The following is a 25,157-nucleotide window of genomic DNA, read 5'->3' as shown; positions in this document are numbered from 1 at the left end:
TACAGTTAGTGAGGCGGTACACTGCACTGTAAAAAATTGGACAGCAGCTGTTTGCCCTGCTGACTCAAAATGGCTTCCGGGTGGAATTGTACCCCATGAATGGGTAACTCCTGATGTACCAAACCCATAATTTCATCTGGCTGCCCATCTACATCATAGGTCCATGCAGTCTGCTGCAGCACATTTGGCAACGATTCACGTTGAACCACTAAAGAGTGATAACGGGTAACGTTTAATGGGTTTTCCAACCCAACAAAAACAGAACTATTATTATGCTGCACCAGGCTATTTTTACCGTGCATAACCTGTCTTGCACGTTCTACCTTAGCACCAAATACCTGGGCAATAGCCTGGTGGCCAAGACAAACCCCCAGAATAGGTAATTTACCAGCAAAATACTCAATTGCCTGTAACGATATACCTGCATCATCTGGCGTTTTCGGACCAGGCGAAATAACCAAATACTCCGGTGCCAAAGCGCGAATTTGCACCACACTTATATCATCGTTTCGCCTAACCATAACCTGCTGGCCTAAAGCGGCAAAATACTGCATCAGGTTGTACGTAAAAGAGTCGTAATTATCTATCAGCAATAACATCTGAATTTATCAACTCATCTATTCAAGGCGCAACAAAACCTACCGCATTATTAACCTTTGCTAATGTCTTGGCCGCACGCTGACGCGCATTATCGGCTCCAGCACGCATTACCTTAGTTAACGTAGCCTGATCTGCCCGCAGCTCGGTAAACGATTTCTGTACCGGCTCCAGCAAGCTAATTACTGCATCGGCGACATCTCCCTTTAAATGACCATACATCTTGCCTTCGTATTCCGCTTCCAGCGCGTTTATGGTTTTACCCGTTACACCGCTTAAAATACTTAGCAGGTTGGCAACACCGGGTTTAGTGTCGATATCAAAACGCACGCGTGGAGGATCTTCGGAGTCAGTCATGGCTTTTTTAAACTTCTTACTGATCATTTTCGGATCTTCCAGCAAGCCTACAAAGTTCCAGGGATTCTCGTCTGATTTAGACATTTTCTTAGTGGGGTCCTGCAGGCTCATTACACGTGCAGCCACAGGAGGGATATAAGGTTCTGGTACGGTAAAGATATCACCGTGTACAGCATTAAATCGCATTGCAACATCACGTGCCAGTTCAAGATGTTGTTTTTGATCATGTCCCACTGGGATTTGATTGGCCTGATAAAGCAGTATATCTGCCGCCATTAATACCGGATAGGTAAACAAACCGGCATTAACATTATGGGTATGCCTTTCAGATTTATCTTTAAACTGTGTCATTCGGCTTAGTTCGCCAAACTGCGTGTAACAATTCAGTACCCACGCTAATTGACTATGCTCTGGCACATGAGACTGCATAAACACCGCTGAGCGATTTGGGTCAATACCGCAAGCCAGATAAAGAGCAAGACTATCCAATGACGCACTACGCAGCGCAGCAGGCTCTTGCCGGACAGTTATAGCGTGTAAGTCGACGATACAATACAAGCAATCATAATCGTCCTGCATTTTGTCCCACTGGCGAAGTGCCCCCAGATAGTTACCGATGGTAAGTTGTCCGGATGGTTGTGCACCACTTAGCACAATAGGCTTAATACTCATAGTTGTATCCACTTAAATATTGTATTGATGACGATTTGCCGGTACATAGCGACCTGAAGTGCTGCATTATAACTAAACCAATGCGCAGCAACAGTAAAAAAGCCGGTTAACCGCTTACTTTTGCCAATTGCTGGTGCATTTGCTGAATAACGTGCTTGTAATCTGGCGCATTAAATATGGCTGATCCGGCCACAAACATATCAGCACCCGCAGACGCTATTTCAGCAATGTTGTCAACATTCACCCCACCATCAATTTCCAGCCGAATTGGCAAACCGCTCTGATCAATAATGCGCCGTGCTTCAGCTAGCTTATCAAGCGTAGCCGGGATAAATTTTTGCCCGCCAAATCCAGGATTTACTGACATCAGCAAAACCACATCTACTTTATCAAGCACATAATCAAGGTAACTAAGTGGCGTTGCCGGATTAAACACCAAACCAGCCTGACAACCATGGCTTTTAATCAGTTGTAAAGTTCGGTCAATATGCCGTGATGCTTCGGGATGAAAAGTAATAATGCTAGCACCAGCATCGGCAAACTGCGGGACTAAGCTATCTACCGGTTCGACCATCAAATGCACATCTATAGGGGCAGTGATGCCGTAATTTCTTAACGCCCGACATACCATGGGGCCCATAGTCAGGTTAGGTACATAATGATTATCCATCACATCAAAATGAACAACATCCGCGCCAGCACTCAGCACCTTTGCTACGTCATCTCCCAGACGGGCAAAATCGGCTGATAATATTGACGGTGCGATTAGATAAGGTTGCATATGACTATCTCCCAGTTTGGCAAAGTGCAGACTTTACTGAATTTGCTATACAAAAGCACGGCACTAGCGTCAATAAACGTCGCACAAATATTGAGCAAAAACGCACCAATACAGCACAGCTACAAATGGACAAACAAACTACAATACGCTATACATCTGTTATTAAAGGTATATTTATAATGGCATGTATCTTGGAATGCCATTGAAAGGGAACTATGAAAAAGGGCAAATAAAATGAAAATAGCGACATCGACGACAACAATAGCGACAAGTTTGTTTTTACTCGGTCTTTCAACCAGCAGTCTGACGGTTAACGCAATAGAATTAAGTGGCGATATTACTTTTGCATCTGACTATGCGTTTAGAGGGATATCTCAAACTGAAGAAGCTCCTGCGTTACAAGGCGGCTTAACACTTACCGATACGTCAGGCTTATATGTATCCGTTTGGGGCTCGAATGTCGACTTTCTTGCAGAGGGTACGCTTGAACTAGATGTCATGCTTGGCTGGAGCGGAGATCTTAACGATGACTGGTCAACAGACGTCGGGATTATGCGTTATGGTTACCCCAATGCTGCAATAGACGGCTCTAATTTTTATGAACTCTACGGTTCACTAACCTTTAAAGACCTGACTTTCGGCTTAGCATATAGTGATGATTACTACGCCAATGCCGGCAACTATTTCTACCTACACGCAGGTTATAGTTACGCTTTAACAGATAATCTAAGTGTTGATCTTCATGTTGGCCAAAATGAATATGATGACAGCAGTGCAAGTTACTTGGATTGGAGTGTTGGCCTGAGCACTGAAGTGATGGGCTTATCATTAAGTCTGGCTTATGTCGACACGGACATTGATGCTTCATATCTTGCAGATAGCCGGGTTATATTTGCTGTATCAAAAAGTTTCTAATTAAACGTTTTAATATCTCCACCTAACTGGCTAGCATTGCCAGTTAGGTATACTAACCTCGCAACGATGCTACCAGAATGAACAATAAATAATCAGCTTGTATCGAAAAGCTGATTGTTTTATTATAAGAGCGTTTTATAAGAGCAAATGGATTTAACATGAAATTTACCAAACTGTTTAAAGCAGCATTAATTTCAACTGGCATTAGTGTCGGTGCTCTTTCTGTGGCAATTCCGACGATATTTTCAAATCACCATTGCCAGTCTTTACAAGCTACCACGGCTGTTGAAGAGTGTATCAACGTAGTTCAACAAAACTGGTACAGCTGGTTTCAAGGTAAAAGTCGCTCTACCCAATTTCACTATGTTGACTTGCTGGAATTGTTAAGTCGTATCTCTCCTACTCAAAAACCATAATGTCAGCAAAACAGCCTGGTTTTAAACAGATCATTAAAGCCGTATTTGGTGCCATGATAGGTGTGCAATCAGAGCAACAACGGCAACAAGACTTTTCTGCGAGTAGTCCGTTACCTTATATTCTTGTGGGTGTCATGTTTGCCATCATCTTTGTTGTGGTTCTTATACTTATAGTATCTTGGGTATTGGCATAGCCTGATAAACAGCAAATAGTTCAGCCACTTTACCCCGACTTGAGCCTTTTTGGCTTATAGAACGCCCTACCTGCAAACTATGTAATACTGCTTGCTGATAAATTTTTCTACTCCAGGTAGTGTCGTGGTTACTAATAACAACAGAAATACCGCGTTGTTGCGCCTGTTCAGCTAAATTAGCAAGTTGAGCCTGATCATCCAGATTAAAACCTTGGCTGGCATAACTGGTAAAGCTGGCCGTTTTACTTAGGGGGACATAAGGTGGATCACAGTAGATCACATTGCCACGTTCAGCTTGCTGTATAACTTGCTGATAGCCCAAACAACTAAATTCGGCTTTTTGAGCTTTCTCAGCAAAAAATATTAATTCCGCCTCGGGAAAATAAGGTTTCTTGTAGCTACCAAATGGGACGTTGAACTTTCCAGACAGGTTATAACGACAAAGACCGTTATAACCATGCCTATTCAGATAAAGAAATAGCAGTGCACGCTCGTAATTATCTGAACTTTGGTTAAACTGTTGGCGAAACTGCAAATACGTTTCACGCTGGTTAGTTAACGGACTGAACAAGGTTCTGGCATCTGAGATAAAACGCTGATGCTCGGTCTTGAGCAATTGATACAACCCAATCAAATCAGCATTAATGTCATTTAACTGATAACGATCGTAATCAGTGTTAAGAAAGACCGAACCGGCGCCAACAAACGGTTCTATTAATACCTCGCTTGCTGCCAGATGCTTTGACAATGGTTGGATAAGATTATATTTACCACCTGCCCACTTTAGAAATGCGCGGGTCTTTTTCCTTTCAACCATTAATGCAATTCGCTGTTCTGCTGACTGAATTGTCGAGCTCTTATCTCGGCTTGAACTGCTTGTAGCGCTTTAACAAATGGACCACTTGCTTGCAATGCTGCAGGCAGTTTTGTCATCGCCATTTTTGCATCCTGTGCATTGTCAAAAGGTGCAACCAACACAATAATCTGCATAACACCCTGCCAATTACGTTGATAGGCTAATGTAGTTAATTCCGGGTAAGAGCGCTTAAAAAGTTGTAGTGCGTTGTCACTGGACAGCACGGCTAACTGGATGGAGATATGCTGCTTATTAAAACCAAGTAAGTCGACTTCGTCATAAACATAACTTACATTTGCTGCCGAAGCGTCATCAGCTTCTGGCACAACGACCAGGCCTGAAGTGACGTCTGATTCTGATGATATATCAAGTGAGGCACCTGATTGCTCAGCCGGTTCTGGTTTAACTAATTCTTGCACGGTCATGCCCTGATTTAGTGCTGATACTTCAGCAGCATCAGTTTCGACTTCGGCATTTTCAATTGTGGCAGTTCCTTCTTGCTCGACAATAGTGGCTGGCATGTCGGTTTCAACATCAGCAAAAGCCTCTTTATCATCAATAAGCTTGTCATCTATCTGCACAGGAGCTGGGGGAATAACAACCTTAGTCTTATTAACTGGCGAACTAATCTCTGGTTTTGGCCAGAAATACACAACCAGTGTACTAAACAGAATCAATGCTGCAATAAAATACAACATCACCGACTTTGTTAAAAAAGTATTGCCAACCGAACCTCGCAACAATTCACTTTGGGGTGGCGGCAAAAGCAATAAATGAATATTACCGTTAGCGATGGCCACTCTTTGTGCTAATTCAATACTATTGAGTGACTCGTGTTGCAATAATTGCGCAGCATCGCTTGATGTTATTCGATTTAATGTAAGGCTGAAACCAGTATTAGCGTGGTTTGGCGTGGTGAAAAAAAACGCAATGCAAGGTATCGATTTCAGTTGCTGTTGCACGTCTATGGAAAGATACTCTGCATCATCAACAACTAACAATAAAGGCAACTGACTATCTGCAGCCATAACTTGTTCCGTTAAAGAAACATCAGGTATTGCAGCTGCGGCAAACCATTGTTGCATTAATCTGGCTGGTACGTCTTTCTCGCTGGTTTCCCTGTTAAGTAAAGCAATATTAAATTGTTCCGAGAATAACTCAGCAATCGCCATAACAGTAGTAGATTTACCACTACCTTGGCTACCAACGACGAAAATCTGTGAGTTCTGATTAAAAGCTAACTGAAACAATAAGCGCTCCAACCATTCTCGCTGAGACGAGAGAAGATGTGTCAACTCCGGTACCCGGCGTTGCAGCGCGTTTGTATCCATCAGGCAAAGACCTTAGTCAATTCAGCCTCAGAGATGTCATCAATCACCGACGTTTGACCAAATGCAGTAGGTAAGACAAACCTCATCTTGCCATTTTTTACTTTTTTATCTGTTTTCATGTATGGAAGAAAATCTGCAATACGCATACTATTTGGCGGGGTTATCGGTAAATTAAAAGACTGCAGTAGGTCACATATCTCTTCAACCTGTTCCACTTCCAGCCAACCTCTTGATTGCGCAAGTTGAGCAGCCATAACCATGCCAACAGCTACAGCTTCTCCATGTAACCAATTGCCATAACCCAGCCATGCTTCGATCGCGTGACCAAAGGTATGACCAAGATTAAGCAATGCCCTATCGCCTTGCTCTGTTTCGTCGCGACTGACTATATCGGCTTTCATTGAGCAACAATGACCAATAAGCTGTGCCAATACTTTTGGTTCTTGCGCAACAATCGCATCACGATACGTTGCTAACCAACGAAAAAAAGCAGCATCACTTATCAAGGCATACTTAATAACCTCTGCCATACCTGCAGAAAATTCACGAGGTGGCAGAGTACTTAGTACACTGGTGTTAATCAAAACCTGAGTAGGTTGCTTAAACGCTCCAATCATGTTTTTACCCAACGGATGATTTACTGCTGTTTTGCCACCTACAGATGAATCAACCTGTGACAATAACGTTGTCGGAATTTGCAAAAAATCGACACCTCGTTGGTAGCAAGCAGCAACAAAGCCAGTTAAATCCCCAATTACACCACCGCCTAAGGCTACCAGTAATGCATCACGGGAAATTCTCTGCTGCAATAAAAAACCAAGCACTTGTTCAAACGAACTTAGGGTTTTGTATTCTTCACCATCAGGTAATAAAAAATGTGTTACGTAAGTAGAAGAAAAAAGATTGGTCACGGCATCTAGATACAATGGTGCCACGGTGGAATTTGAAATAATGACAACCTGACTGCGATTAGCCAAAACCGAAGCAAGCCCGGCAAAGTTGTCATCAATAGAGATACTGTAGCTGCGCTCGCCAAGTTGGACTTCAACTTTTTGCATTTGCAGCTCCCTTAAACGTTAAATCAGAAACCTAATTGGTCAATAATTTGGCTGGCAACAGCGCGTGCGCTTTGTTCATCTGTCCGCACTGTAAAATCAGCAATCTCGGTATACAAAGGGTTCCGCTCAGCAGCTAGTCTTTCCAGCACCTCTTTAGGTGCTTCTTCAGTTTGCAACAACGGACGACGTTTATCACGTTGAGTACGTGCTACTTGCTTTTCAATCGGCGTTTCAAGATACACCACAATGCCCCGGGCGGATAACCGATTGCGGGTTTCTTTGCTTAATACCGAGCCGCCACCTGTGGCCAGCACGATACCCTGTAGCTCTGTCAGATCCTGAATGACATTTTCTTCCCGAACGCGAAAGCCTTCTTCACCTTCAAGATCAAATACCCAGGCAATGTCTGCACCTGTACGGCGCTCGATTTCCTGATCTGAATCGTAGAATTCTAAATGAAGCATGTCTGCTAGGTGTCTTCCAATAGTGCTTTTACCAGCACCCATTGGGCCTACAAGGAAGATATTACGTTTTTCTGCCATAAGTCGTATTACTAATCAGCTAACTCAGTGAAAAGTTGAATTCAAGGACCAAAAGGCTCCCACGAAAATTTGAAGCGCTGAATTATGTCAGGAATAGCCTTTTGTTGGCAAGCTAATTCTGAAACAGTCCACTACTACGCATATTAGCGTAGTAGTGGAAATGGGGATTAAAGACCGTCTGAAATGATTTTTGGCGTAACGAAAATCAGCAATTCGTTTTTCTCATTCACTTCACGTGTGTTTCTAAACAAAGCGCCAACATAAGGAATATCACCAAAAAGAGGAACTTTGTTTACCGTAGAAAGAATTTGTTGTTGATAAATACCACCCAACACAATGGTTTCACCATTATCAACCAGCACCTGAGTTTTAATCTGTTGTGTATCGATTGCCGTCGCTGGACCAGTAGGCGTTTGTACTGTTTCGCCTCTGGTATTTTGTGTAATGACTAAGTCCAGAATAATTTTGTTATCTGGCGTAATCTGCGGCGTTACAGTCAAGCTCAATACTGCCTTCTTAAATTCAACAGTTGTAGCACCACTGGATGCTGCCTGAACATAAGGAATCTCAACACCCTGCTCTATACTAGCTTCTTTTTGATTAGCCGTAGTAATGCGTGGGCTTGCGATAATCTCGCCTTTATTTTCTTGCTCCAGCGCTGACAACTCTAAATCAAGTAAGGTACCATCAGCTAAGCGTGCGATGTGAAAGGCGATACTACCAGCAGCATTTGATGCAGGCAAATTCACATTCCATCTATCGTCTAACGAAGGAATACTGCCATTTGCAATGTTATTTGCTCCTGTCGAATTCCCCGAAGTTCCTTGATTAGAACTGCCACTTTGCTGGTCGCTAAAGCCCCAACGAATACCTAATTCATCAGTAACATTATCACGTACGGTAACCATTCTTGATTCTATCAATACCTGACGTACAGGAATATCAAGACGCTCAATCAACTTACGAACGTTTTCAATATTAACCGCAGTGTCTTTGATTAGAATGGTGTTAGTACGTTCATCTACGTTTGCAGAACCACGAGAAGACAATAACGTAGCCTCTTTATTACTCAGCAGTTTTGTAATATCAGCAGCTTTTGCATAATTAACCGTTAGGAAATCAGAATATAGTGGCTCTAAATCGGCAACTGTTTGCTTTGCTTCCAATTCACGCGCTTCTCTAGCAGCCAGCTCATCTGTAGGTGCCACCATCAAGATGTTACCTTCCATGCGCTTATCCAAGCCTTTAACACGCAGGACTATATCCAATGCCTGATCCCAAGGCGTTCCATCCAAGCGCAATGTGATATTGCCAGTAACAGAATCACTAGTGACTAAGTTAAAACCATTATAGTCGGCAATTATTTGCAACACGGTACGTACCGAAATATCCTGGAAGTTTAACGAAATTGCGCGGCCTTTATATTCTTTACCGCCGCCCAATATGCTTCTATTAGTAGTATCACGCTCAACATTTAACGTGAAAATGTTATCTATTTGCTGATAGGTAAAAGTAAATTCAGCAGTCGTATCGATTACCAGTCGAGCAGATGCGCCTTCTTTAAAAGTTTCTATACCTTTAACAATGGTGCCAAAATCTACTACATCAAGTTGATATAGTAATTCGTCAAGGATGTCAGTGTTGTGAAACTCGACTTCGAGTTTGCCTAACCGTTCACTAACATCAACTGCAGCTGTGTTGTCACGTAAAAACACTAACACACGGCCCTCACCTTTATCACCACGGCGGAAATCAATAGCATTGACGCGGTTGATGTACGTCGGTTTAACGTCGGCAGCCTGTCCTACAGCATCTGAAGTTGGATTATCAGAGATATGCATGTAAAACACGTTACCACGTACCCGAGTACGATATATCTTCAAATAATCCAGATAGATAATAGTCTTAAAACCGTCGCCTTCAAATTCTGAAGTAACACGCTTTACACCGGCTTTATCGATCAATACTTCATTTAATCTTTCTTCGTAATCTGAGTCATTGAAAAATAACTCAATACGCGCAGGATCGTTAAATACTTGAATACTGGGGTCAGCATAAAGTTCTTCATCGAAAATAAATTCGATTTCAGTTTCGCCAGTTAGTAAAGGATTATATTTTACGTCATACAGCAACGGCACAGCCGAAGCAGGCAATGACAGTAACATAAAGGCTGCAAAGCACATTAAAGTGCGCTGGATTGTGCCAGACATTGTTTTGATTATTTTATCCATGATTTACTCGCATACCTATCAATTACTTGCTACTGATGACGCATCCGCCATCTGCAACATGGTCGTCCGTTCTTTCCAGCAACCGGCGCCATCTGGGATCAATTCAAGCAACTCTATATGAGTCGGTTCCACGTTAATTACTCTGCCATGGAATAAACCTACATAGTTGCTCAACGTGACTTTATGTAATGTTTTATCAGAAGCTTCAATCAGCGCCCAAATTTTACTAACTTCACCCAAAGTACCACGCATTTTTAAGTTATCCACTGCATATTTCTCAAGTGGCTCTTTTCTGCGTCTCGGATCTGGATGTAAACAATCCTGTACCTGTAAGAACTTATCTTGTATCGCTTCAGGTTTAGGGGCCGAAAATGGACTCCTAGCCTCCTGAGACCGATAAGCAACATGTTCAAACTCCTGCAACTCAGGAATAGGCTCAACTCTGGCTTTAGTATTTGCTTTAACATCTGCGACATAATTTTGTACTTCACTCATGTCATTAAAACAGCCATTAAGCAATACCGACATGGCAAGCACAGTTAAACGTTTTTTCATTGCTGAACCTCCTTGTAACGGTAGGTCTTAGCCACAACGTTAAAACGTAAGCGCTCATCTTTTTCTGTTTGAATAGCAAAGTCGTGCAAACTCACTATCCTCGGTAACTTGGCAACTTCACTGACAAAATTACCGAACTGATGGTAGTCACCTACCACTTCAATTTTTATCGGTAACTCAGTGTAAAAATCTTTTTCAATTTCAGGTTCCCAGTTTATCCGGATAAATGTTAATCCACTGGTAGTGCCAACATAGGTAATGTCATCAAGCAAACCTGGCGTTTCGTGTGTTGTGGGCAGCTGTTTCAATAAAAATGAAAACGTTTGCTCCATTTCAACCATTTGCTGCTTGTACAACTCCAAATTTACCGCAGTTCCATTCTTGGTACGGAAAGTTTGACGCAGCTCGGTTTCTTTTTTCTCTGCCGCAGCCAGTTCGTCAATCTTGCTGTCTACTAACAAAAAATAACTTAAAATTGATACAAGAACAGCTAATATAACGGCAAATACTAGTTTTGCTGCTACCGGCCACGATCCCATATTCTCAATATCGAGATCGTTAATATCAATTTCGGATAAATTAATATTTAGGCTCATCGTGCACCTCCGCTCGCTGGTTTCGCAGGCGTTGTTGGGGTATCTGCGCCTTGTATTGCCTCATATCCTTTAACGGTTAGGTGCATTTTAAAGTTGCTCAATAAACTTACAGAGTCTTTACCTGCTTCAATAAATTCTAGATAAGGTTCAGATAACAGTTCTGACTCCTCGGCTTCGCGCAACAAATTAGAAAGACGATTATTTGATTCACTTTTGCCAACTAACAGCAATGAAGTGCCTTTTTTCTCCAACTCAGTCAGGTAAACACCTGCAGGTACTGAGCTAGCAATCTCATCCATAATCTGGGTACCGAGGTTTCTACTCCCCTGCAATTGTGTAATCAGCGACATGCGTTGTTGCAAATTTTTCTTTGTTTCTTTTAGGGTATCAATATCTTTAATCCGCTGATCTAATACCGCTATTTCATTTATCAAATACTGATTACGTTGCAATTGTCCTTCGATTCTTGTGTCGTAAACCACGTTAATCAGAAACACCAATAGAAAACTACATATCGCTGTTGCAGTTAGGATAGTTAAGTATTGCTTTTGCCGTTCTTTACGCGCTGCATCACGCCACGGCAACAGGTTTATATATGCCATGACGAAAAGCTCCTTAATGCTAATCCACTTGCAACCATGAGTTGAGAAGCATGACGATTAAGTTGCTCACGGTCTACGGATGTCGCAACTTCCATGGTCTTAAATGGATTCGCTACCACCGTATGAATACCTAACTCATCGATAAGTAGTCTGTCTATACCTTCAATTAGTGCGGTACCACCGGATATCACGAGATAATCAACGGCATCTTTACCGCTACTGGTCAGATACATTTGAATACCACGTCTAACCTGTTGCAGTAGCATCGTTTGAAACGGCGCTAAAACTTCAAAAGTATAGTTAGGTGGTAAATCACCAGACACTTTAGCTTGCTCAGCCTCTTCGTAGCTTTTGTTATAATAAGACAAAATACTGCGGGTATATTGCTCGCCACCAAACATCTGGTCACGGGTATAAAGTGTTTTGGTATTCTCGATAATACTGAGCAAGGTCATCGTTGCGCCAATATCAACCATTGCCACAACTTTGTTCGCCGCGTCATCAGGTAATTGTTTTAGACACAATTCAGCTGCGCGACTTAACGCATAGCTCTCAATGTCAACAACTTTGGCAGCAAAGCCTCCGTTATCCAACGCAGCAACACGCGCTTCAATACTCTCAGTACGAGCAGCACTTAAAAGCACGTTTACCTTGGAAGGATCAGCATCGTTTACATCGAGCTTCTCGAAATCCAAACTAACTTCATTGAGTGGGTAGGGGATCAGTGTGTCTGCTTCAACTTCAATCTGACTTTCAAGTTCAGCATCAGTTAAGGACACATCCATAAAGATCACTTTACTGATCACGGTTGATCCGGAAACCGCAGTTGCGGCAAATTTGACGGTGCGTGGGATCTTTTTGCGGATTTTGCTCAACACATTACCAACGGCTTCGATATCCTGAATCTCACGATCGGACATCGCTCCTTTAACCATAGGTTCAACGGCAAATGCTTCGACTTTGCATACACCGTTATGTTGACTGAGTAACACAGCCTTTACGGAGTGTGCACCGACATCAATCCCCACCATCATCGGTGTTTGTTTACTGAACTGGCGATTTATCATAGCTTCCTGCGGCCAATTTATAGTTATGATTATTGTCTCATAGATAGCTTAGTCGCTAATTTTTGGCAAGAAAAAGCGTTTAAACTAATGCTAATAAATATATACTAGCAGCGTTGTAAAGGAATTGGGAGTAAAAATTGGGGTTATTCAGTGTCTTGGGTTAAAAAAGTTTTAATTCTCAGTTTGGGCATGCTGATACTCGGCTTATTAACGATCGCCGGGATCTATTTGTACCTTAAAAACGATCTTCCTGACGTAACTACTCTACAGGACGTCAGGTTGCAGACTCCAATGCAAGTATACACTGCTGATGGTGAGCTTATTTCTCAATTTGGTGAAAAACGTCGGATCCCACTTAAACTGCAAGAAATGCCTCCTTTATTAGTTCAGGCTTTCTTAGCCGTTGAAGATACAAGATTTTACGAGCATCCCGGAATAGATATCATCGGTATTTTTCGTGCAATGACAGTCGTCGCTTCTTCAGGCGATTTTAGTCAGGGTGCGAGTACCATTACGCAACAAGTAGCTCGCAACTTTTTTCTAAGCCGCGAAAAAAAGGTTATCCGCAAGGTTAAAGAAATCTTTCTGGCATTTCACATCGAACAGCTGTTATCAAAAGATCAAATTTTAGAATTATATCTGAATAAAATTGAACTTGGGCAACGTTCATTCGGTGTTGGTGCAGCGGCGCAGGTTTATTTTGGTAAAACCGTCCATGAACTCACCCTTGATGAAATTGCTATTATTGCGGGATTACCCAAAGCCCCCTCAACACTAAACCCAGTGCGATCTGCAACAAACGCCCGCGCCAGACGTAATGTAGTGCTAGGACGCATGCTTGATATTGGTGTTATAGACCATGCTGCGTACGACCAGGCATTAGCAGCCCCCATTACAAGTCGTCTGCATGGAGCACAAATTACTGCATCTGCGCCCTATATCGCAGAGATGGTGCGTCAAGAAATGATTTCCCGTTATGGCGAAGACACTGCCTATTCAGCGGGTTTACAAGTTTTTACAACTATAAACAGCAAACAACAAGCTGCGGCAAAACATGCGCTGCAGCAAAACTTGTATGATTACGACGAACGCCATGGCTATCGAGGGCCTGTAGCACAACTATGGGCGTCAGAGTTAATTGAAACCCAAGATGCTGAGGCGGTTTTTAACCAGATTGAGCCGTTGTCACGTGAAGAAGTACTCACATACTTAGACAACCAGAGCAGCCTTGAGCAGTTACAACCGGCCGTTGTCATTGAGGTTGGTGCACAAACTGCAAAAGTGCTCATGTCAGGTGGGCAGGAAGTCACACTGGATTGGGATGGCTTAAAATGGGCCAGACGCTACATTAGTGACGAACGCCAAGCCATCGCACCCAAAACTGCCAACGCTATTTTGGCGCCGGGAATGCATATTTTTGTAAGGCAACAAGATGCAGCTTGGCGCTTGGCGCAAGTGCCGCAAGCTGCTAGCGCCATAGTTGCAATAGACCCTCATGATGGTGCGATACGTTCGCTTGTTGGAGGCTACAGCTTTACCCAAAGTCAATTTAATCGGGTCACTCAGGCTAAGCGCCAGGTTGGTTCTAATATCAAACCTTTTGTCTACTCCGCTGCATTGGAGCATGGGTACACATTAGCATCGATAATCAACGACGCACCTATACATCAATGGGACGACAACGCGGGTATCGCCTGGCGCCCTAAAAATTCGCCAGCGGTATATGATGGACCAATCCGTATTCGCGAGGCCTTAGCAAAATCGAAAAACGTGGTATCGATTCGCTTATTACGTGGTGTTGGTATTGATAACACTATTAACCATTTACGCCGTTTTGGTTTTGCCCCCTCTGATTTACCTCGTAACGAGACACTGGCACTGGGTTCAGCTTCTCTTACACCACTTGAACTTGTTACAGGTTACGCCGTGTTTGCTAATGGCGGCTATTTAGTATCACCTTATGTTGTAGAACGAGTTATAAGCGACGAAGGCGAGATACTGTTTCAACATAATCCGGCACTGGCGTGCCAAACTTGTGCAGACGACAGCAACAGTCCGGATACTGGAGCGGAAGAACTTACCGAGCAAGCACTGGATGCTGAAATGCAGCTTGACCAGTTGTTTAACAGTCTGGCGCAGACTAATGAAAATAGCACTGAAGCCGATGTCAGCATTGGACCAGAAATTAAGCTTGCAGAACACGTTATTTCTGACCAGAACAGTTTTTTAATTGCTGATGCGCTAAGAAGTAGTGTTTGGGGCGGAGGTAGCTGGAATCATGGCACAGGCTGGAATGGCACGGCATGGCGTTTGCAGACTTTAAAACGCCGTGATATTTCAGCAAAAACAGGCACAACAAACGACTCAAAAGACACCTGGTTTTCCGGTTTTACGCCAGATCTGGCAGTGACGGTTTGGGTTGGGTTTGATGATGCTAACCGCAGTTTAGGCCGTGCACAGTGGCACGCTAATATGGGTCAACAACAAACTGCTGGCGGTGAGTCTGGTGCCAGAACAGCATTACCAGGTTGGTTAAATTATATGCAAACTGCATTACAAAGCTTGCCCGCGCAGCAGCCATCTTCTCCTGTTGGTCTTGCATCGGTACGAATTGATTTACAAACCGGACTGCTTAGCCGCAGAACTGACCATACCAGTGCCTTTGAGTTTTTCAAGCCGGGTACAGAACCCAGTCAGTATGCCGGTGGCGATATCCAGCAAATCAGTTTCGATAAATTAAGAGATAAAACGCCAGAGAAAGAAACAGAAGAGGAAATAGAGTTATTTTGATAAGTAGCCCGCATTGCGGGCCACTTTTACTGGTTACTTAACCAGGCATTTTACACTGCTTCAAACCACACTTTTGCCTGCGCCAATGCCGCTAACACTTGTTGCGGTGCCGTACCGCCAAGCGCAGCGCGTTTTTGCAACCCCGCCTCAAGCTGTAACGCTGGATAAACGTCATTGCTTATCAGTTGACTGAATTGTTGCATCTCAGCCAAAGGCAAGGCTTCTAACGCCAGTTGCTGTTTAGCCGCATGCACGACCAATTCACCGACAACTTCATGCGCATCACGAAATGGCATCCCTTTACTAACCAGATAATCTGCCAAATCAGTCGCATTGCTATAACCCAGTTCTGCCGCCTGACGGCATTGTGTTTTGTTCACACTGAGATGCGGTAGCACGGTTGCTAACACTAACAAAGACTGTTGCCAGGTTGACATCAGGTCAAAGAAGCCCTGTTTATCTTCCTGCATATCTTTGTTGTACGCTAAGGGCAAGCCTTTAAGTACATGCAAAATAGCCACCAAATGCCCCAACACCCGGCCTGTTTTGCCGCGCAACAATTCAAATACGTCAGGGTTTTTTTTCTGTGGCATCAACGACGAGCCAGAGCTTATTGCATCGCCTAGTTTGAAAAAGCCCGCCTCGCCTGAACAGAAAAAAATAACGTCCTCGGATAAACGCGACAAATGTGTCATGCAAATACTTGCAGCAGCTGATAACTCCACAACATAATCGCGGTCTGATACAGCATCCAGACTATTAAGCGCTGCACTGGCAAACCCCAAGCGCTGTGCTAACTGTTGCCGATCAATCGCCACGCCAGTGCCAGCTAGTGCACCGCATCCCAGCGGACACACATCCAGCCGTGTTGTTGCGTCATCCAGCCGGCTAAGATCTCGTTTAAACATTTCGATATAGGCCAAAGCCCAGTGTGCTACCAGCACAGGTTGCGCCCGCTGCAAATGAGTAAAACCAGGCATGACGGCAGTACCCGCTTGTTCGGCAAAGTTAATTAGCGCCGCGATGGCACCAAGTAACGATTGCCGCACACCCTGCGCATTTAACTTACTCCACAGCCGTAAATCGGTCGCAACCAAATCATTTCGGCTACGCCCGGTATGCAGCTTTTTCGCTACGGCACCCAATGTGGTCGTTAGTTGTGCTTCAACCCAGCTGTGAATATCTTCTTCCCGCGTTTGTAACGGCAATTTAGGGTCAGCGTCTATCGCGACTGATAAATCGGCTAGCGCAGTGTCTAACTGTGCAGCTTCATCATTGCTGATGATATTCGCTTGCGCCAATTGTTGAGCCCAGGCACGTGATGCCTGAATATCTTGTTGCGCTAACAGATAGTCAAAACTTAGCGAGTCGTTAAAATCACGAAACTCGCTTAACGTTGCTTCCTGAAAGCGTCCGCCCCACATCGCCATAATAATTACCCTTTTTGTTGCTGGTTTAATGCCCGGATACGGCTAGCAAGGCTGTATAAACGAATAAAACCAGCGGCATCTTTTTGATCGTAGACTTCATCACCTTCAAATGTGGCAAAGGCTTCTGAGTACAAAGAGTTTGGCGAACGACGCTTCGCAACCGTAACATTGCCTTTGTAGAGTTTAATGACGACATCACCGGTTAATTGTTCTGCCAAAGACGTGCCAGCAGCAAGTAAGGCATCTTTAAGCGGCGTAAACCAACGGCCATCGTAAACTAACTGCGCAAACTCAAACCCTACTTCCTCGCGGTACTTGAGAGAGCTACGGTCATAAACCAATGCCTCTAAGCCTTTTAATGCAGCCATTAAAATAGTACCGCCCGGTGTTTCGTAGCAACCTCTTGATTTCATACCCACTAAACGGTTTTCAACAATATCAATGCGTCCAATACCATGCTCAGAGCCAATTTCGTTTAACAATTCAATTGCTGCCACAGGTTCGACAGCCTGACCGTTTATCATAGTCAGCTCACCTTTTGCAAAACTCAGCTCAATATAGGCAGCTTTATCTGGGGCTTGCTCTGGTGATTTTGTCCACATCCAGACCTGCTCAGAAGGTTCACACCAGGGGTTTTCCAGCTCTCCACCTTCATGTGAAATATGCCAAAGGTTGGCATCACGGCTGTAAATTTTAGTCGCAGATGCCGTTGTCGGTACTTTTTTCTCTGCCAGATAATCCAGCAACGACTGGCGTGAATTAAACTGCCACTCACGCCATGGTGCTATAACCGTTAGCTGCGGGGCTAACGCTGCAAAGGCACCTTCAAACCGCACTTGATCATTACCTTTGCCGGTACAACCATGACACAATGCATCAGCACCAAGCTCCAACGCCAGGTTAACCTGAGCACGGGCAATAACCGGCCGCGCCATAGAGGTACCAAGTAAATACTGGCCTTCATATACCGCACCCGTTTTAAGGGTGGGGAAAATAACTTCTTTAACAAACTCTTCGCGCAGGTCGACAATATGACAAGAACTGGCGCCAGAATTAATCGCTTTTTGCTCTACACCCGCTAACTCTTCATCGCCCTGACCAACATTGGCCACAAAGGCAATAACTTCACAGTTATAATTATCTTTTAACCAAGGCACAATTGCCGAAGTGTCCAGACCGCCGGAATAAGCTAATACGACTTTTTTAATACTCATAGTGTCCTCACGCAAATAAACTGATTAATACGGCATTCTGGGCATGCATGCGGTTTTCCGCTTGCTGCAATATCAGCGAGGCATCGCTGTCTAATACATCACTGGTTACTTCATGTTCTCGATGCGCGGGTAAACAGTGCATAAAATATTTTACTGCTAAATTTTCCATCACGTTCGCATTGATTTGATACGGACGGAATGTACGTTCAATCACTGAGGGATCTGCTTTATCACCCATGGATAACCAGGTATCGGTATAGAGCGCATCAGCCCCTTCTGCGGCAGATAACGAGCTACTTAATACGAACTTTGCACCAGTTGCTGCTGAAATATTCTGAGCTTGCTCTAGCACCTGCGTTGAAGGCTCAAACCCTTTTGGTGTTACCACAGTTATCTTCATGCCTGACAACGCCGCACCAATCATTAAAGAATGACAAACATTATTTCCATCACCAACGTAGGCTAAATGCACCTTTGACAAATTGCCAAAGCGTTCTTTTAACGCTAACAAATCGGCAAGTGCCTGACACGGGTGATACCAGTCACTTAACGCGTTAATCACCGGTTTTTGACTGGCCTTAACAAGCTGATCTAAAGTTGTCTGGGAATATACTCTGGCTACAATGGCATCTGTCCAGCAAGCTAAATTGGCGCCAAAATCCGCCACCGTTTCACGCTTACCCATTGCACCATTTTGCTGATCCAAATACACGCTATGACCGCCAAGCTTATAGATACCAACATCAAAGCTAACCCGGGTGCGAAGCGACGGTTTTTCAAATATCAACGCAATACTTTTCCCGGCCAACGCTTGGCTATACTGGTGTGGTTGTTGCTTTACGCTTAGTGCTAAATTAAGCAAATCATTAAGTTCAGCCGGATTTAATTCAGCCAGGCTCAATAGTTGTTTAAGTTTACTCATTTCGATAGACCTGCCGCCATTGCGGCATCCTTGTTCAAGGGACTAACAGACGATGCGCGTACCTACTGCTTGCTGTCGCATCAAATTTAATAAATCTTCCGGGTGTTGCCAACTTGCAACGGTGATACTTCGTCGCAGTGCCTGCGCGGTATCTAGCGCGGCATCGAGCTTTACTTTCATGCCACCTTTAATCACACCTTGCTCTACCAGTTGCTGTGCTTGTGCACTGTTGAGCTCAGCAATTAATTTGCCTTCGCCGTCCAAAATACCGGGGACATCAGTCAGCAATACCAGTTGACCTTGCACCAGCTGACAAATAGCAGCCGCAGCCAAATCCGCATTGACATTGAGTAACTGAGCTTGCTCACCATGACCAATAGAGCAAAATACTGGCGTAAAACCTTCTTTTAGCAAACTTTGCAGTAAAGCGGCATCTTTGGGTTTCGCTACGCCAACTGAACCCAAAGCCGTGTTTAATTCAAAACGACAACTGTTTCCGGCCGATAATGTTAAGCCAACGGGGTTTAAGCCTTGCAAAGATGCCCGGCCAACCATATGTGCATTAACGGCACCCGCTAACGCACCCGCAATTACCGGCATCTGCTCGGCAGGTGAAATACGTTGGCCGTCCAGTTTTTCGGTGTGAAAGCCAAACTTAGCCAACCACTGATCAACTTGATCACCGCCACCGTGCACTAGCACAAGCGGATATTGCTGCTTTAATTCAGCACACACCGCCAATAAGGCATCTAACGCTTTGTCGTCTTGTAACAGGCGTCCACCCATTTTTAATACCAAAGGCGTATTATTCATGCGCGGCGCCTCCAAACAAACCCGCTGTTTCCGGTTTGCCAAATCTTACATTTGCTGCCTGCATAGCTTGTGCGGCAGCACCTTTAAGTAGATTATCAATCGCTGACACCACAACCAGTTGATCACCATCTTGCTGCCAGTAAATATCACAAAACGGCGTACCAGCAATATCAGCCACATTGGGTGAATGAGACACTAAACGCACGAGTGGTTTATTAGCATAAGCTTGATTAAAAGCCGACTTTATTGCATCAGCAGAAGTTCCCGCTGTTAGCGTGACCACACTCGTTGCCAATATGCCGCGCTTAAAGTTACCTAAATGAGGAGTAAACACCACCTTGCGGCCTAAATTCTGTTCAATCTCGGGGCGATGACGGTGTTTAAAAAAACCATATGCATTTAAACCGACTTCGCAAAAAGACGTATTAAGCGCGGCTTTACGGCCAGCACCGGATACGCCACTAGTCGCATTGATAACAGGAATACAGTTTTCAGCCACTAAACCCACTTTAATCAGTGGCAACAACGCCAACGAACACGCCGTTGGATAGCAACCAGGTACTGAAATAAGCCGTGGTAATGGCGTAGTTTGCCACTCCATCAAAGAATATACCGCCTCTTGCAGCAAATCAGGATGTTGATGCTCATAACCGTAGTACTGTGGATAAAGCTCTGGATTTTTTAAACGAAACGCGCCGGATAAATCCACTACATCAATGCCCTGAGCTAAAAGCACAGGCGTAACGGCTTCACTGGCTTCGTGCGGCAAGGCTAAAAATGCCACATCGACTTTGCCCTGTAGCGTCTTAGCTAAAGCATCTTGCCAAGGCTGCACCAAAATATCTAACTGTTGCTGGTAGCGTGGATACAAAGCAGAAAATGGCTCCGCATTGCGCCCGGCAGATGCATAAGCGCCACAAAGTTCGAAATAGGGGTTACGCGCTAAAATGACGGCCAGCTCGGCACCGCTGTAACCGGCCGCACCCAAAACGATACTGCGTACCAAAGAAGTAGATTTGTCAGTTGATAACATTAGAAACGACTCTCGACAATAAAATAACGTATAGGTATAGCACGAAACAGCGCTAGTGTAGAACGGTCGCCATGCACTTTCAAGAATTATTATTCTATTTTTGTGAATTTATATACAAAAGAAAGTATATCATGGTTGGCTAAATCTACGATGCCACCCTGTTACGACCGCCTTGCTTGGCTCGATATAATGCAGAATCTGAACGTGACAGTAATTTCTCATGCTGCTCTTCATCAGCAAAACTGGCAATACCCATACTCGCAGTAATATGCAAATCTTCGGAAAATGCAGAACAGTCAATTTTCATGACCGCATGGCGAATACGCTCACAAATATCTACTGCAGCTTTGAGTGAAGTATCAGGCAGTAAAAGGGCAAACTCTTCTCCCCCCCAACGAGCGACAGTGTCAGCTTCACGACAATGACGAAGGATAACGTCCGCAACCATTTTTAGTATTTCGTCTCCAACACTGTGGCTAAACGTATCGTTAACCCGTTTAAAGTGATCAATATCCAGTAGCACTAAACATAGCGGCATCTTTGTTCGTCTTGCTCTGGCACATTCACGCCCTAACGACTCATCAAATGCTCTGCGATTTGCCAATCCGGTTAACGCATCTCTACGCGCTTGCAGTTCAAACTCTTGCGCCTGAGATTTTATCTGTTCCAACAGCGTTGAGCGTTCTTTGTCTATTGCGCGCAGATAATCAGTCTGTTGTTGCAGCTCAAGCGTTTTCTCCGCAACTTGTCTTAGCAGTTCTTGCTCCCGTCGATGCAACACAGTTAAACGCCAACGTAACGTGAAACCCGCTAATAACAATGTCACAACAATAAAAGTTAACCAAAAACCAGGACGCTGCCAATAATACGGTGAGATAACAAAGCGGAAACTCGCCACATTTTCACTCCAGTCACCGCGTGGATATGCTGCCCGCACTAAAAAATCATATTCACCGGGGGGCAAATTCGTATACTCAGCCGTGGCATTATTGCCTCGTGTTACCCAGTCAGTATCAAAACCAATAAGTTGAGTACTGTACTGCATACGCTGCGGCATAATATAGCCCAACCCGGCAAACTGGAGCTCCAATCGTTCAGTACCCGCGGGCAAGTGCAGCCCTTGTTGTAGGGCGGTTGCCGCGCCATCAACATGCAGTCCCTCAATCACCACAGGCGGGGTATTAATAGAAAAGCGATTTAAATCAGCAGGTTTTACGATACTCAGCCCTTTTGATGTCGCAAATAACACACTGCCATCAGCAGCCATCGTGGCTGCCTGCATCGACCCGCCATTAGCCTGCGCACTTTGCATGCCGTCGCTTTCACCAAATAGCTCATAGTCAACCGTATCACGCGTGCCAGCAAGAAACTGCATGACTTGCGTCCGCTCTAACCGCAAGATACCTCTATTACTGCTTAGCCACAGATTGTGGTCGTTATCCACCACGGTTTGAAACACTTTATCAAACGGTAAGCCAGCTTTACGCCCTATTATTTGCGTTTGTCCGCTTTGCAAATCATATGCAACCAGTCCACGATCTGTTGTCATCCACAAAATATCGTCTTCGGGTGATGCAACAAAACCAAACGCATACTCTGCACCATCCAAGTTGGAAAAATCCAAGGCCGTCATGCTGCCTTCAGTTTGCATAATGGCAACACCACCGCCTGTACCAATAAATAATCTGCCATCGTGGTGTTGGTAAAGCGCCATAACAAAGGGAGTGGGTAAGCCTTCAGCTTTGCCGAAACTACGTATTCCATCAGGGCCGATAAAATTTAATCCCTGGCCAGTGCCTATCCAAATACCCTCTTTGTTATCGGGCAAAATGGCTCTGACCTCATTTGCCAACAGGCCCGTTGCTCTATCGTATTTATCTGTTATCACTCCGTTATGGTAGCGCAGTGCACCATCGGTATAAGTTCCCACCCATACCGCACCATCTTTGTCTTCAGCCAAACTTAATATGGATTGCCCACTACTGGCGGGCGCTAAGTTGATGGTCTCAAATCCAGTTTCACTGCCTTGGCTCAAGCCTTGGCTAGTGCCAACCCATACAGAACCGTCAGAATGCGCCAACACCGCACGAACATAATCACCCGCCAAACCACTTTCTGCGGTATAAGTGACAAAAGGAGCGTCGCGCAGGCGAAATAGCCCTCCGTTAGTCCCGACCCAAAGACTTTTCTCCCTATCCAGGTACAACGATAAGATACGATTGTTTGGCAAGCCACCGGTCATGCTTAATGTTTCCACACCTCGCTCACTAAAGCGCAATAAACCACGGTCAGTAGAACCAATCCAAATGTGTTTGTCTTGTACCAGAATTGCGGACACTGGCAAATTAGCTAAATCTGCAGATAACAGCTGTGCTTTTCCGTGGCTAAAAATAAACAAACCACGCTCAGTACCAATAAGTACATCATCGCCGTATTGACGTAATGCAAATACGGGTACAGCGGGTAAGCCTTCAACGTTATGGATCTTCAACGGGGCTTTGTCAGGCTTTAACCAGGCTAAACCACGTCCGGTACCAATCCACAGCCGACCCGTTTTATCTTTTAATAAACTGTGTACCACATCACTACCCAGACCTTGCTCGGTGGTAAATTGCTTGCGGCTGCCATCAGGCCGTTGCTGAAATAATCCCTGGCCTTCGCTGGCTAACCATAAAGTCGCATCATCGTCTTCAATTACCACAGCGTTTATCAGCGCACTAAAGGCTGGCCAATTGTGCCAGCCGTCGACAGTTTGCTTGCTAATACCGCCTCTGGCACCCGCGAGAACTATATTTCCCTGCGAATCCTTAGCTAAAGTTCGAATGCCGGAGTCAGGTAAACCGGTTGTTGCACCCCTGCCGAAAACTTCGAATACCCGGCCATTAAAACGAGCTGCCCCCTCCCATGTCGCCAGCCACAAATACCCATCGGCACTTTGGCTAATACTGTTTACGGTGTTGTGGGGTAAGCCATCTCTGGTAGTCCAACTTTCTTGGAAATAATGACTTAATGGTGTAGCGGAGGTGCTAGCATTACAGTTGAACAGCAGGCAGGCCAACAACACGCCAAATAACAGTTTTTTATCTGGTAACAAGCGTAACTGTTGAAACAAACAATTGCGATCCAATACTTCAAACATTGCAACGCGTCCCTGATGATTAAGCAATTGCTAAAGCAATAATACTGCTCAGATTACCCGAAATAATGCGCTGCGCCAACCCGCTCAGCTGTCAATTATCGCCCAAAAATCTGGCAATGAGCGGGCTGATAACATTGTGGGACTAAGTAGACACCTGTGGACGAACCCCGAGTAAGTGACAAATGGCATAACTCAGTTCACTGCGGTTTAGCGTATAAAAGTGAAAATGGTCGACACCTTCTCTGCTTAACACTTTCACCATCTCCATCGCGATGTTTGCCCCAACCAAATTGCGGGTTGTTGCGTCATTTTCAAGCCCAGCATAGGCTTTGTGCATCCACTGCGGTACTGCGACGTTGGTTAAACCGGCGAACTTCTGCAATTGCTGGAAGTTGGTGACCGGTAAAATACCAGGAATGATGTCAACGTCTATCCCTATCGCAGCACAACGATCGCGATAGCGCAGAAACTTTTCAATATCAAAGAAAAACTGGGTTATGGCTCGTGATGCACCGGCATCTACTTTTCGTTTCAAATTAAGGAGATCAAACTGGGCATTGGGCGCTTCAGGGTGAACCTCAGGATAGGCTGCGACCGAAATATCGAAGTCAGCAACAGAACGCAGTATCTCTACCAAGTCCGCTGCATATAAATCGGGTTTTTCCTGACTCCCGGGTGGTAAATCGCCGCGCAGTGCAACGATATGCCGGATACCGCTTTGCCAATAATCTTTTGCAATAGCGATTAAGTCTTCTTTTGCGGCATCGACACAGGTCAAATGTGGTGCAGCAATTAACCCAGTGCGTTGTTTAATTGACTTGATGATGTCATGCGTGCGGTCACGCTCTCCTGAATTAGCGCCGTAGGTAACCGACACGAAAGACGGCGCCAATGGTGCGAGCCGCTCAATCGATTGCCATAATGTTTGCTCCATCTGAGCGGTTTTCGGTGGAAAGAACTCAAAACTGACGTTAACTTTACCCTCTACATCCTGCAGATTGCGATTAATTGCGTCTAAATATTGTGCATTTGCGAATGCCATAGTA

Annotated in this window: 23 protein-coding genes; 4 read left to right on the top strand and 19 right to left on the bottom strand. The window is 44.6% G+C overall.

Annotated elements, in window-relative coordinates; genetic code table 11:
• Positions 1–5: 5 nt before the first annotated feature.
• From H595_RS0105180 to rpe, 3 genes are all read right to left on the bottom strand, one after another.
• On the bottom strand, positions 6–599 hold the full coding sequence (locus tag H595_RS0105180; RefSeq protein ID WP_027670248.1) for an anthranilate synthase component II: 594 nt from the start codon (positions 597–599) through the stop codon (positions 6–8).
• A gap of 22 nt (positions 600–621) precedes the next feature.
• Positions 622–1,626, bottom strand: coding sequence for a tryptophan--tRNA ligase (gene trpS, locus H595_RS0105175; RefSeq protein WP_027670247.1), 1,005 nt, complete (start codon positions 1,624–1,626; stop codon positions 622–624).
• Positions 1,627–1,732: 106 nt separating this feature from the next.
• Positions 1,733–2,407, bottom strand: a complete 675-nt coding sequence (gene rpe, locus H595_RS0105170; protein WP_027670246.1) for a ribulose-phosphate 3-epimerase — start codon at positions 2,405–2,407, stop codon at positions 1,733–1,735.
• 234 nt (positions 2,408–2,641) lie between these two features.
• On the opposite strand from rpe, the gene H595_RS0105160 reads away from it, so the two are divergent.
• From H595_RS0105160 to H595_RS0105150, 3 genes are all read left to right on the top strand, one after another.
• Positions 2,642–3,322 (top strand): TorF family putative porin, encoded by a 681-nt coding sequence (locus tag H595_RS0105160; RefSeq protein WP_027670244.1) that lies wholly within the window; start codon positions 2,642–2,644, stop codon positions 3,320–3,322.
• Between the two features lie 158 nt (positions 3,323–3,480).
• Entirely contained in the window at positions 3,481–3,738 is a 258-nt protein-coding gene (locus H595_RS0105155) for a hypothetical protein (protein ID WP_027670243.1), read from the top strand.
• Complete coding sequence (locus H595_RS0105150) at positions 3,738–3,932, top strand: DUF2970 domain-containing protein (protein WP_027670242.1); 195 nt, start codon at positions 3,738–3,740, stop codon at positions 3,930–3,932. The genes H595_RS0105155 and H595_RS0105150 overlap by 1 nt, the downstream gene beginning before the upstream one ends.
• On the opposite strand, the gene H595_RS0105145 is transcribed toward H595_RS0105150, so the two are convergent.
• From H595_RS0105145 to H595_RS0105105, 9 genes are all read right to left on the bottom strand, one after another.
• Positions 3,907–4,749, bottom strand: a complete 843-nt coding sequence (locus H595_RS0105145) for a Dam family site-specific DNA-(adenine-N6)-methyltransferase (RefSeq protein WP_051219738.1) — start codon at positions 4,747–4,749, stop codon at positions 3,907–3,909. The two genes, H595_RS0105150 and H595_RS0105145, sit on opposite strands and share 26 nt — an antisense overlap.
• On the bottom strand, positions 4,749–6,119 hold the full coding sequence (locus tag H595_RS0105140) for an AAA family ATPase (protein ID WP_027670240.1): 1,371 nt from the start codon (positions 6,117–6,119) through the stop codon (positions 4,749–4,751). Before H595_RS0105140 ends, H595_RS0105145 begins: the two co-directional genes overlap by 1 nt.
• A complete protein-coding gene (gene aroB / locus H595_RS0105135) occupies positions 6,119–7,177 on the bottom strand; it encodes a 3-dehydroquinate synthase (RefSeq protein WP_027670239.1) in 1,059 nt (352 codons plus the stop codon). The genes H595_RS0105140 and aroB overlap by 1 nt, the downstream gene beginning before the upstream one ends.
• A gap of 23 nt (positions 7,178–7,200) precedes the next feature.
• On the bottom strand, positions 7,201–7,719 hold the full coding sequence (aroK, locus tag H595_RS0105130; protein WP_027670238.1) for a shikimate kinase AroK: 519 nt from the start codon (positions 7,717–7,719) through the stop codon (positions 7,201–7,203).
• Positions 7,720–7,886: 167 nt separating this feature from the next.
• The gene (locus H595_RS0105125) at positions 7,887–9,950 is read right to left on the bottom strand and encodes a type IV pilus secretin PilQ (protein ID WP_027670237.1); all 2,064 of its coding nucleotides are present in this window, start codon (positions 9,948–9,950) and stop codon (positions 7,887–7,889) included.
• An 18-nt stretch (positions 9,951–9,968) separates the two neighbouring features.
• Positions 9,969–10,505: a pilus assembly protein PilP gene (locus tag H595_RS0105120; protein WP_027670236.1), complete on the bottom strand. Its 537-nt coding sequence runs from the start codon at positions 10,503–10,505 to the stop codon at positions 9,969–9,971.
• On the bottom strand, positions 10,502–11,101 hold the full coding sequence (locus H595_RS0105115; RefSeq protein ID WP_027670235.1) for a type IV pilus inner membrane component PilO: 600 nt from the start codon (positions 11,099–11,101) through the stop codon (positions 10,502–10,504). Before H595_RS0105115 ends, H595_RS0105120 begins: the two co-directional genes overlap by 4 nt.
• Positions 11,098–11,703, bottom strand: a complete 606-nt coding sequence (locus tag H595_RS0105110) for a PilN domain-containing protein (protein WP_027670234.1) — start codon at positions 11,701–11,703, stop codon at positions 11,098–11,100. Before H595_RS0105110 ends, H595_RS0105115 begins: the two co-directional genes overlap by 4 nt.
• Positions 11,691–12,770 (bottom strand): pilus assembly protein PilM, encoded by a 1,080-nt coding sequence (locus H595_RS0105105; RefSeq protein WP_027670233.1) that lies wholly within the window; start codon positions 12,768–12,770, stop codon positions 11,691–11,693. The genes H595_RS0105110 and H595_RS0105105 overlap by 13 nt, the downstream gene beginning before the upstream one ends.
• Positions 12,771–13,061: 291 nt before the next feature.
• Between H595_RS0105105 and H595_RS0105100 the strand changes: the two genes are divergently transcribed.
• The gene (locus tag H595_RS0105100; protein ID WP_240474831.1) at positions 13,062–15,560 is read left to right on the top strand and encodes a penicillin-binding protein 1A; all 2,499 of its coding nucleotides are present in this window, start codon (positions 13,062–13,064) and stop codon (positions 15,558–15,560) included.
• A gap of 50 nt (positions 15,561–15,610) precedes the next feature.
• Here H595_RS0105100 and argH read toward each other — a convergent pair whose 3' ends face one another.
• The 7 genes from argH to metF form a co-directional block, all read right to left on the bottom strand.
• Positions 15,611–16,990, bottom strand: coding sequence for an argininosuccinate lyase (argH, locus tag H595_RS0105095; protein ID WP_027670231.1), 1,380 nt, complete (start codon positions 16,988–16,990; stop codon positions 15,611–15,613).
• Between the two features lie 5 nt (positions 16,991–16,995).
• Positions 16,996–18,204 (bottom strand): argininosuccinate synthase, encoded by a 1,209-nt coding sequence (locus H595_RS0105090; RefSeq protein WP_027670230.1) that lies wholly within the window; start codon positions 18,202–18,204, stop codon positions 16,996–16,998.
• A 7-nt stretch (positions 18,205–18,211) separates the two neighbouring features.
• Entirely contained in the window at positions 18,212–19,126 is a 915-nt protein-coding gene (locus tag H595_RS0105085) for an ornithine carbamoyltransferase (RefSeq protein ID WP_027670229.1), read from the bottom strand.
• Between the two features lie 42 nt (positions 19,127–19,168).
• On the bottom strand, positions 19,169–19,939 hold the full coding sequence (gene argB, locus H595_RS0105080) for an acetylglutamate kinase (RefSeq protein WP_027670228.1): 771 nt from the start codon (positions 19,937–19,939) through the stop codon (positions 19,169–19,171).
• Complete coding sequence (argC, locus tag H595_RS0105075) at positions 19,932–20,972, bottom strand: N-acetyl-gamma-glutamyl-phosphate reductase (RefSeq protein ID WP_051219737.1); 1,041 nt, start codon at positions 20,970–20,972, stop codon at positions 19,932–19,934. The genes argB and argC overlap by 8 nt, the downstream gene beginning before the upstream one ends.
• 145 nt (positions 20,973–21,117) lie before the next feature.
• Positions 21,118–24,111 (bottom strand): ligand-binding sensor domain-containing diguanylate cyclase, encoded by a 2,994-nt coding sequence (locus tag H595_RS0105070; RefSeq protein ID WP_084153474.1) that lies wholly within the window; start codon positions 24,109–24,111, stop codon positions 21,118–21,120.
• A gap of 142 nt (positions 24,112–24,253) precedes the next feature.
• Entirely contained in the window at positions 24,254–25,153 is a 900-nt protein-coding gene (gene metF, locus H595_RS0105065; protein WP_027670225.1) for a methylenetetrahydrofolate reductase, read from the bottom strand.
• Positions 25,154–25,157: the final 4 nt, after the last annotated feature.

The sequence above is a fragment of the Rheinheimera baltica DSM 14885 genome, from assembly GCF_000425345.1.
GTDB classification, from domain to species: domain Bacteria; phylum Pseudomonadota; class Gammaproteobacteria; order Enterobacterales; family Alteromonadaceae; genus Alishewanella; species Alishewanella baltica.
The sequence above is the reverse complement of the archived record's forward strand: the minus strand, read 5'-3'. Positions and strand labels throughout refer to the sequence as shown.

Excerpts from the sequence above, each read along its gene's own strand:
- H595_RS0105180 (WP_027670248.1), bottom strand. The coding sequence starts at position 599 with ATGTTATTGCTGATAGATAATTACGACTCTTTTACGTACAACCTGATG.
- trpS (WP_027670247.1), bottom strand. The coding sequence starts at position 1,626 with ATGAGTATTAAGCCTATTGTGCTAAGTGGTGCACAACCATCCGGACAA.
- rpe (WP_027670246.1), bottom strand. The coding sequence starts at position 2,407 with ATGCAACCTTATCTAATCGCACCGTCAATATTATCAGCCGATTTTGCC.
- H595_RS0105160 (WP_027670244.1), top strand. The coding sequence starts at position 2,642 with ATGAAAATAGCGACATCGACGACAACAATAGCGACAAGTTTGTTTTTA.
- H595_RS0105155 (WP_027670243.1), top strand. The coding sequence starts at position 3,481 with ATGAAATTTACCAAACTGTTTAAAGCAGCATTAATTTCAACTGGCATT.
- H595_RS0105150 (WP_027670242.1), top strand. The coding sequence starts at position 3,738 with ATGTCAGCAAAACAGCCTGGTTTTAAACAGATCATTAAAGCCGTATTT.
- H595_RS0105145 (WP_051219738.1), bottom strand. The coding sequence starts at position 4,749 with ATGGTTGAAAGGAAAAAGACCCGCGCATTTCTAAAGTGGGCAGGTGGT.
- H595_RS0105140 (WP_027670240.1), bottom strand. The coding sequence starts at position 6,119 with ATGGATACAAACGCGCTGCAACGCCGGGTACCGGAGTTGACACATCTT.
- aroB (WP_027670239.1), bottom strand. The coding sequence starts at position 7,177 with ATGCAAAAAGTTGAAGTCCAACTTGGCGAGCGCAGCTACAGTATCTCT.
- aroK (WP_027670238.1), bottom strand. The coding sequence starts at position 7,719 with ATGGCAGAAAAACGTAATATCTTCCTTGTAGGCCCAATGGGTGCTGGT.
- H595_RS0105125 (WP_027670237.1), bottom strand. The coding sequence starts at position 9,950 with ATGGATAAAATAATCAAAACAATGTCTGGCACAATCCAGCGCACTTTA.
- H595_RS0105120 (WP_027670236.1), bottom strand. The coding sequence starts at position 10,505 with ATGAAAAAACGTTTAACTGTGCTTGCCATGTCGGTATTGCTTAATGGC.
- H595_RS0105115 (WP_027670235.1), bottom strand. The coding sequence starts at position 11,101 with ATGAGCCTAAATATTAATTTATCCGAAATTGATATTAACGATCTCGAT.
- H595_RS0105110 (WP_027670234.1), bottom strand. The coding sequence starts at position 11,703 with ATGGCATATATAAACCTGTTGCCGTGGCGTGATGCAGCGCGTAAAGAA.
- H595_RS0105105 (WP_027670233.1), bottom strand. The coding sequence starts at position 12,770 with ATGATAAATCGCCAGTTCAGTAAACAAACACCGATGATGGTGGGGATT.
- H595_RS0105100 (WP_240474831.1), top strand. The coding sequence starts at position 13,062 with ATGCAAGTATACACTGCTGATGGTGAGCTTATTTCTCAATTTGGTGAA.
- argH (WP_027670231.1), bottom strand. The coding sequence starts at position 16,990 with ATGGCGATGTGGGGCGGACGCTTTCAGGAAGCAACGTTAAGCGAGTTT.
- H595_RS0105090 (WP_027670230.1), bottom strand. The coding sequence starts at position 18,204 with ATGAGTATTAAAAAAGTCGTATTAGCTTATTCCGGCGGTCTGGACACT.
- H595_RS0105085 (WP_027670229.1), bottom strand. The coding sequence starts at position 19,126 with ATGAGTAAACTTAAACAACTATTGAGCCTGGCTGAATTAAATCCGGCT.
- argB (WP_027670228.1), bottom strand. The coding sequence starts at position 19,939 with ATGAATAATACGCCTTTGGTATTAAAAATGGGTGGACGCCTGTTACAA.
- argC (WP_051219737.1), bottom strand. The coding sequence starts at position 20,972 with ATGTTATCAACTGACAAATCTACTTCTTTGGTACGCAGTATCGTTTTG.
- H595_RS0105070 (WP_084153474.1), bottom strand. The coding sequence starts at position 24,111 with ATGTTTGAAGTATTGGATCGCAATTGTTTGTTTCAACAGTTACGCTTG.
- metF (WP_027670225.1), bottom strand. The coding sequence starts at position 25,153 with ATGGCATTCGCAAATGCACAATATTTAGACGCAATTAATCGCAATCTG.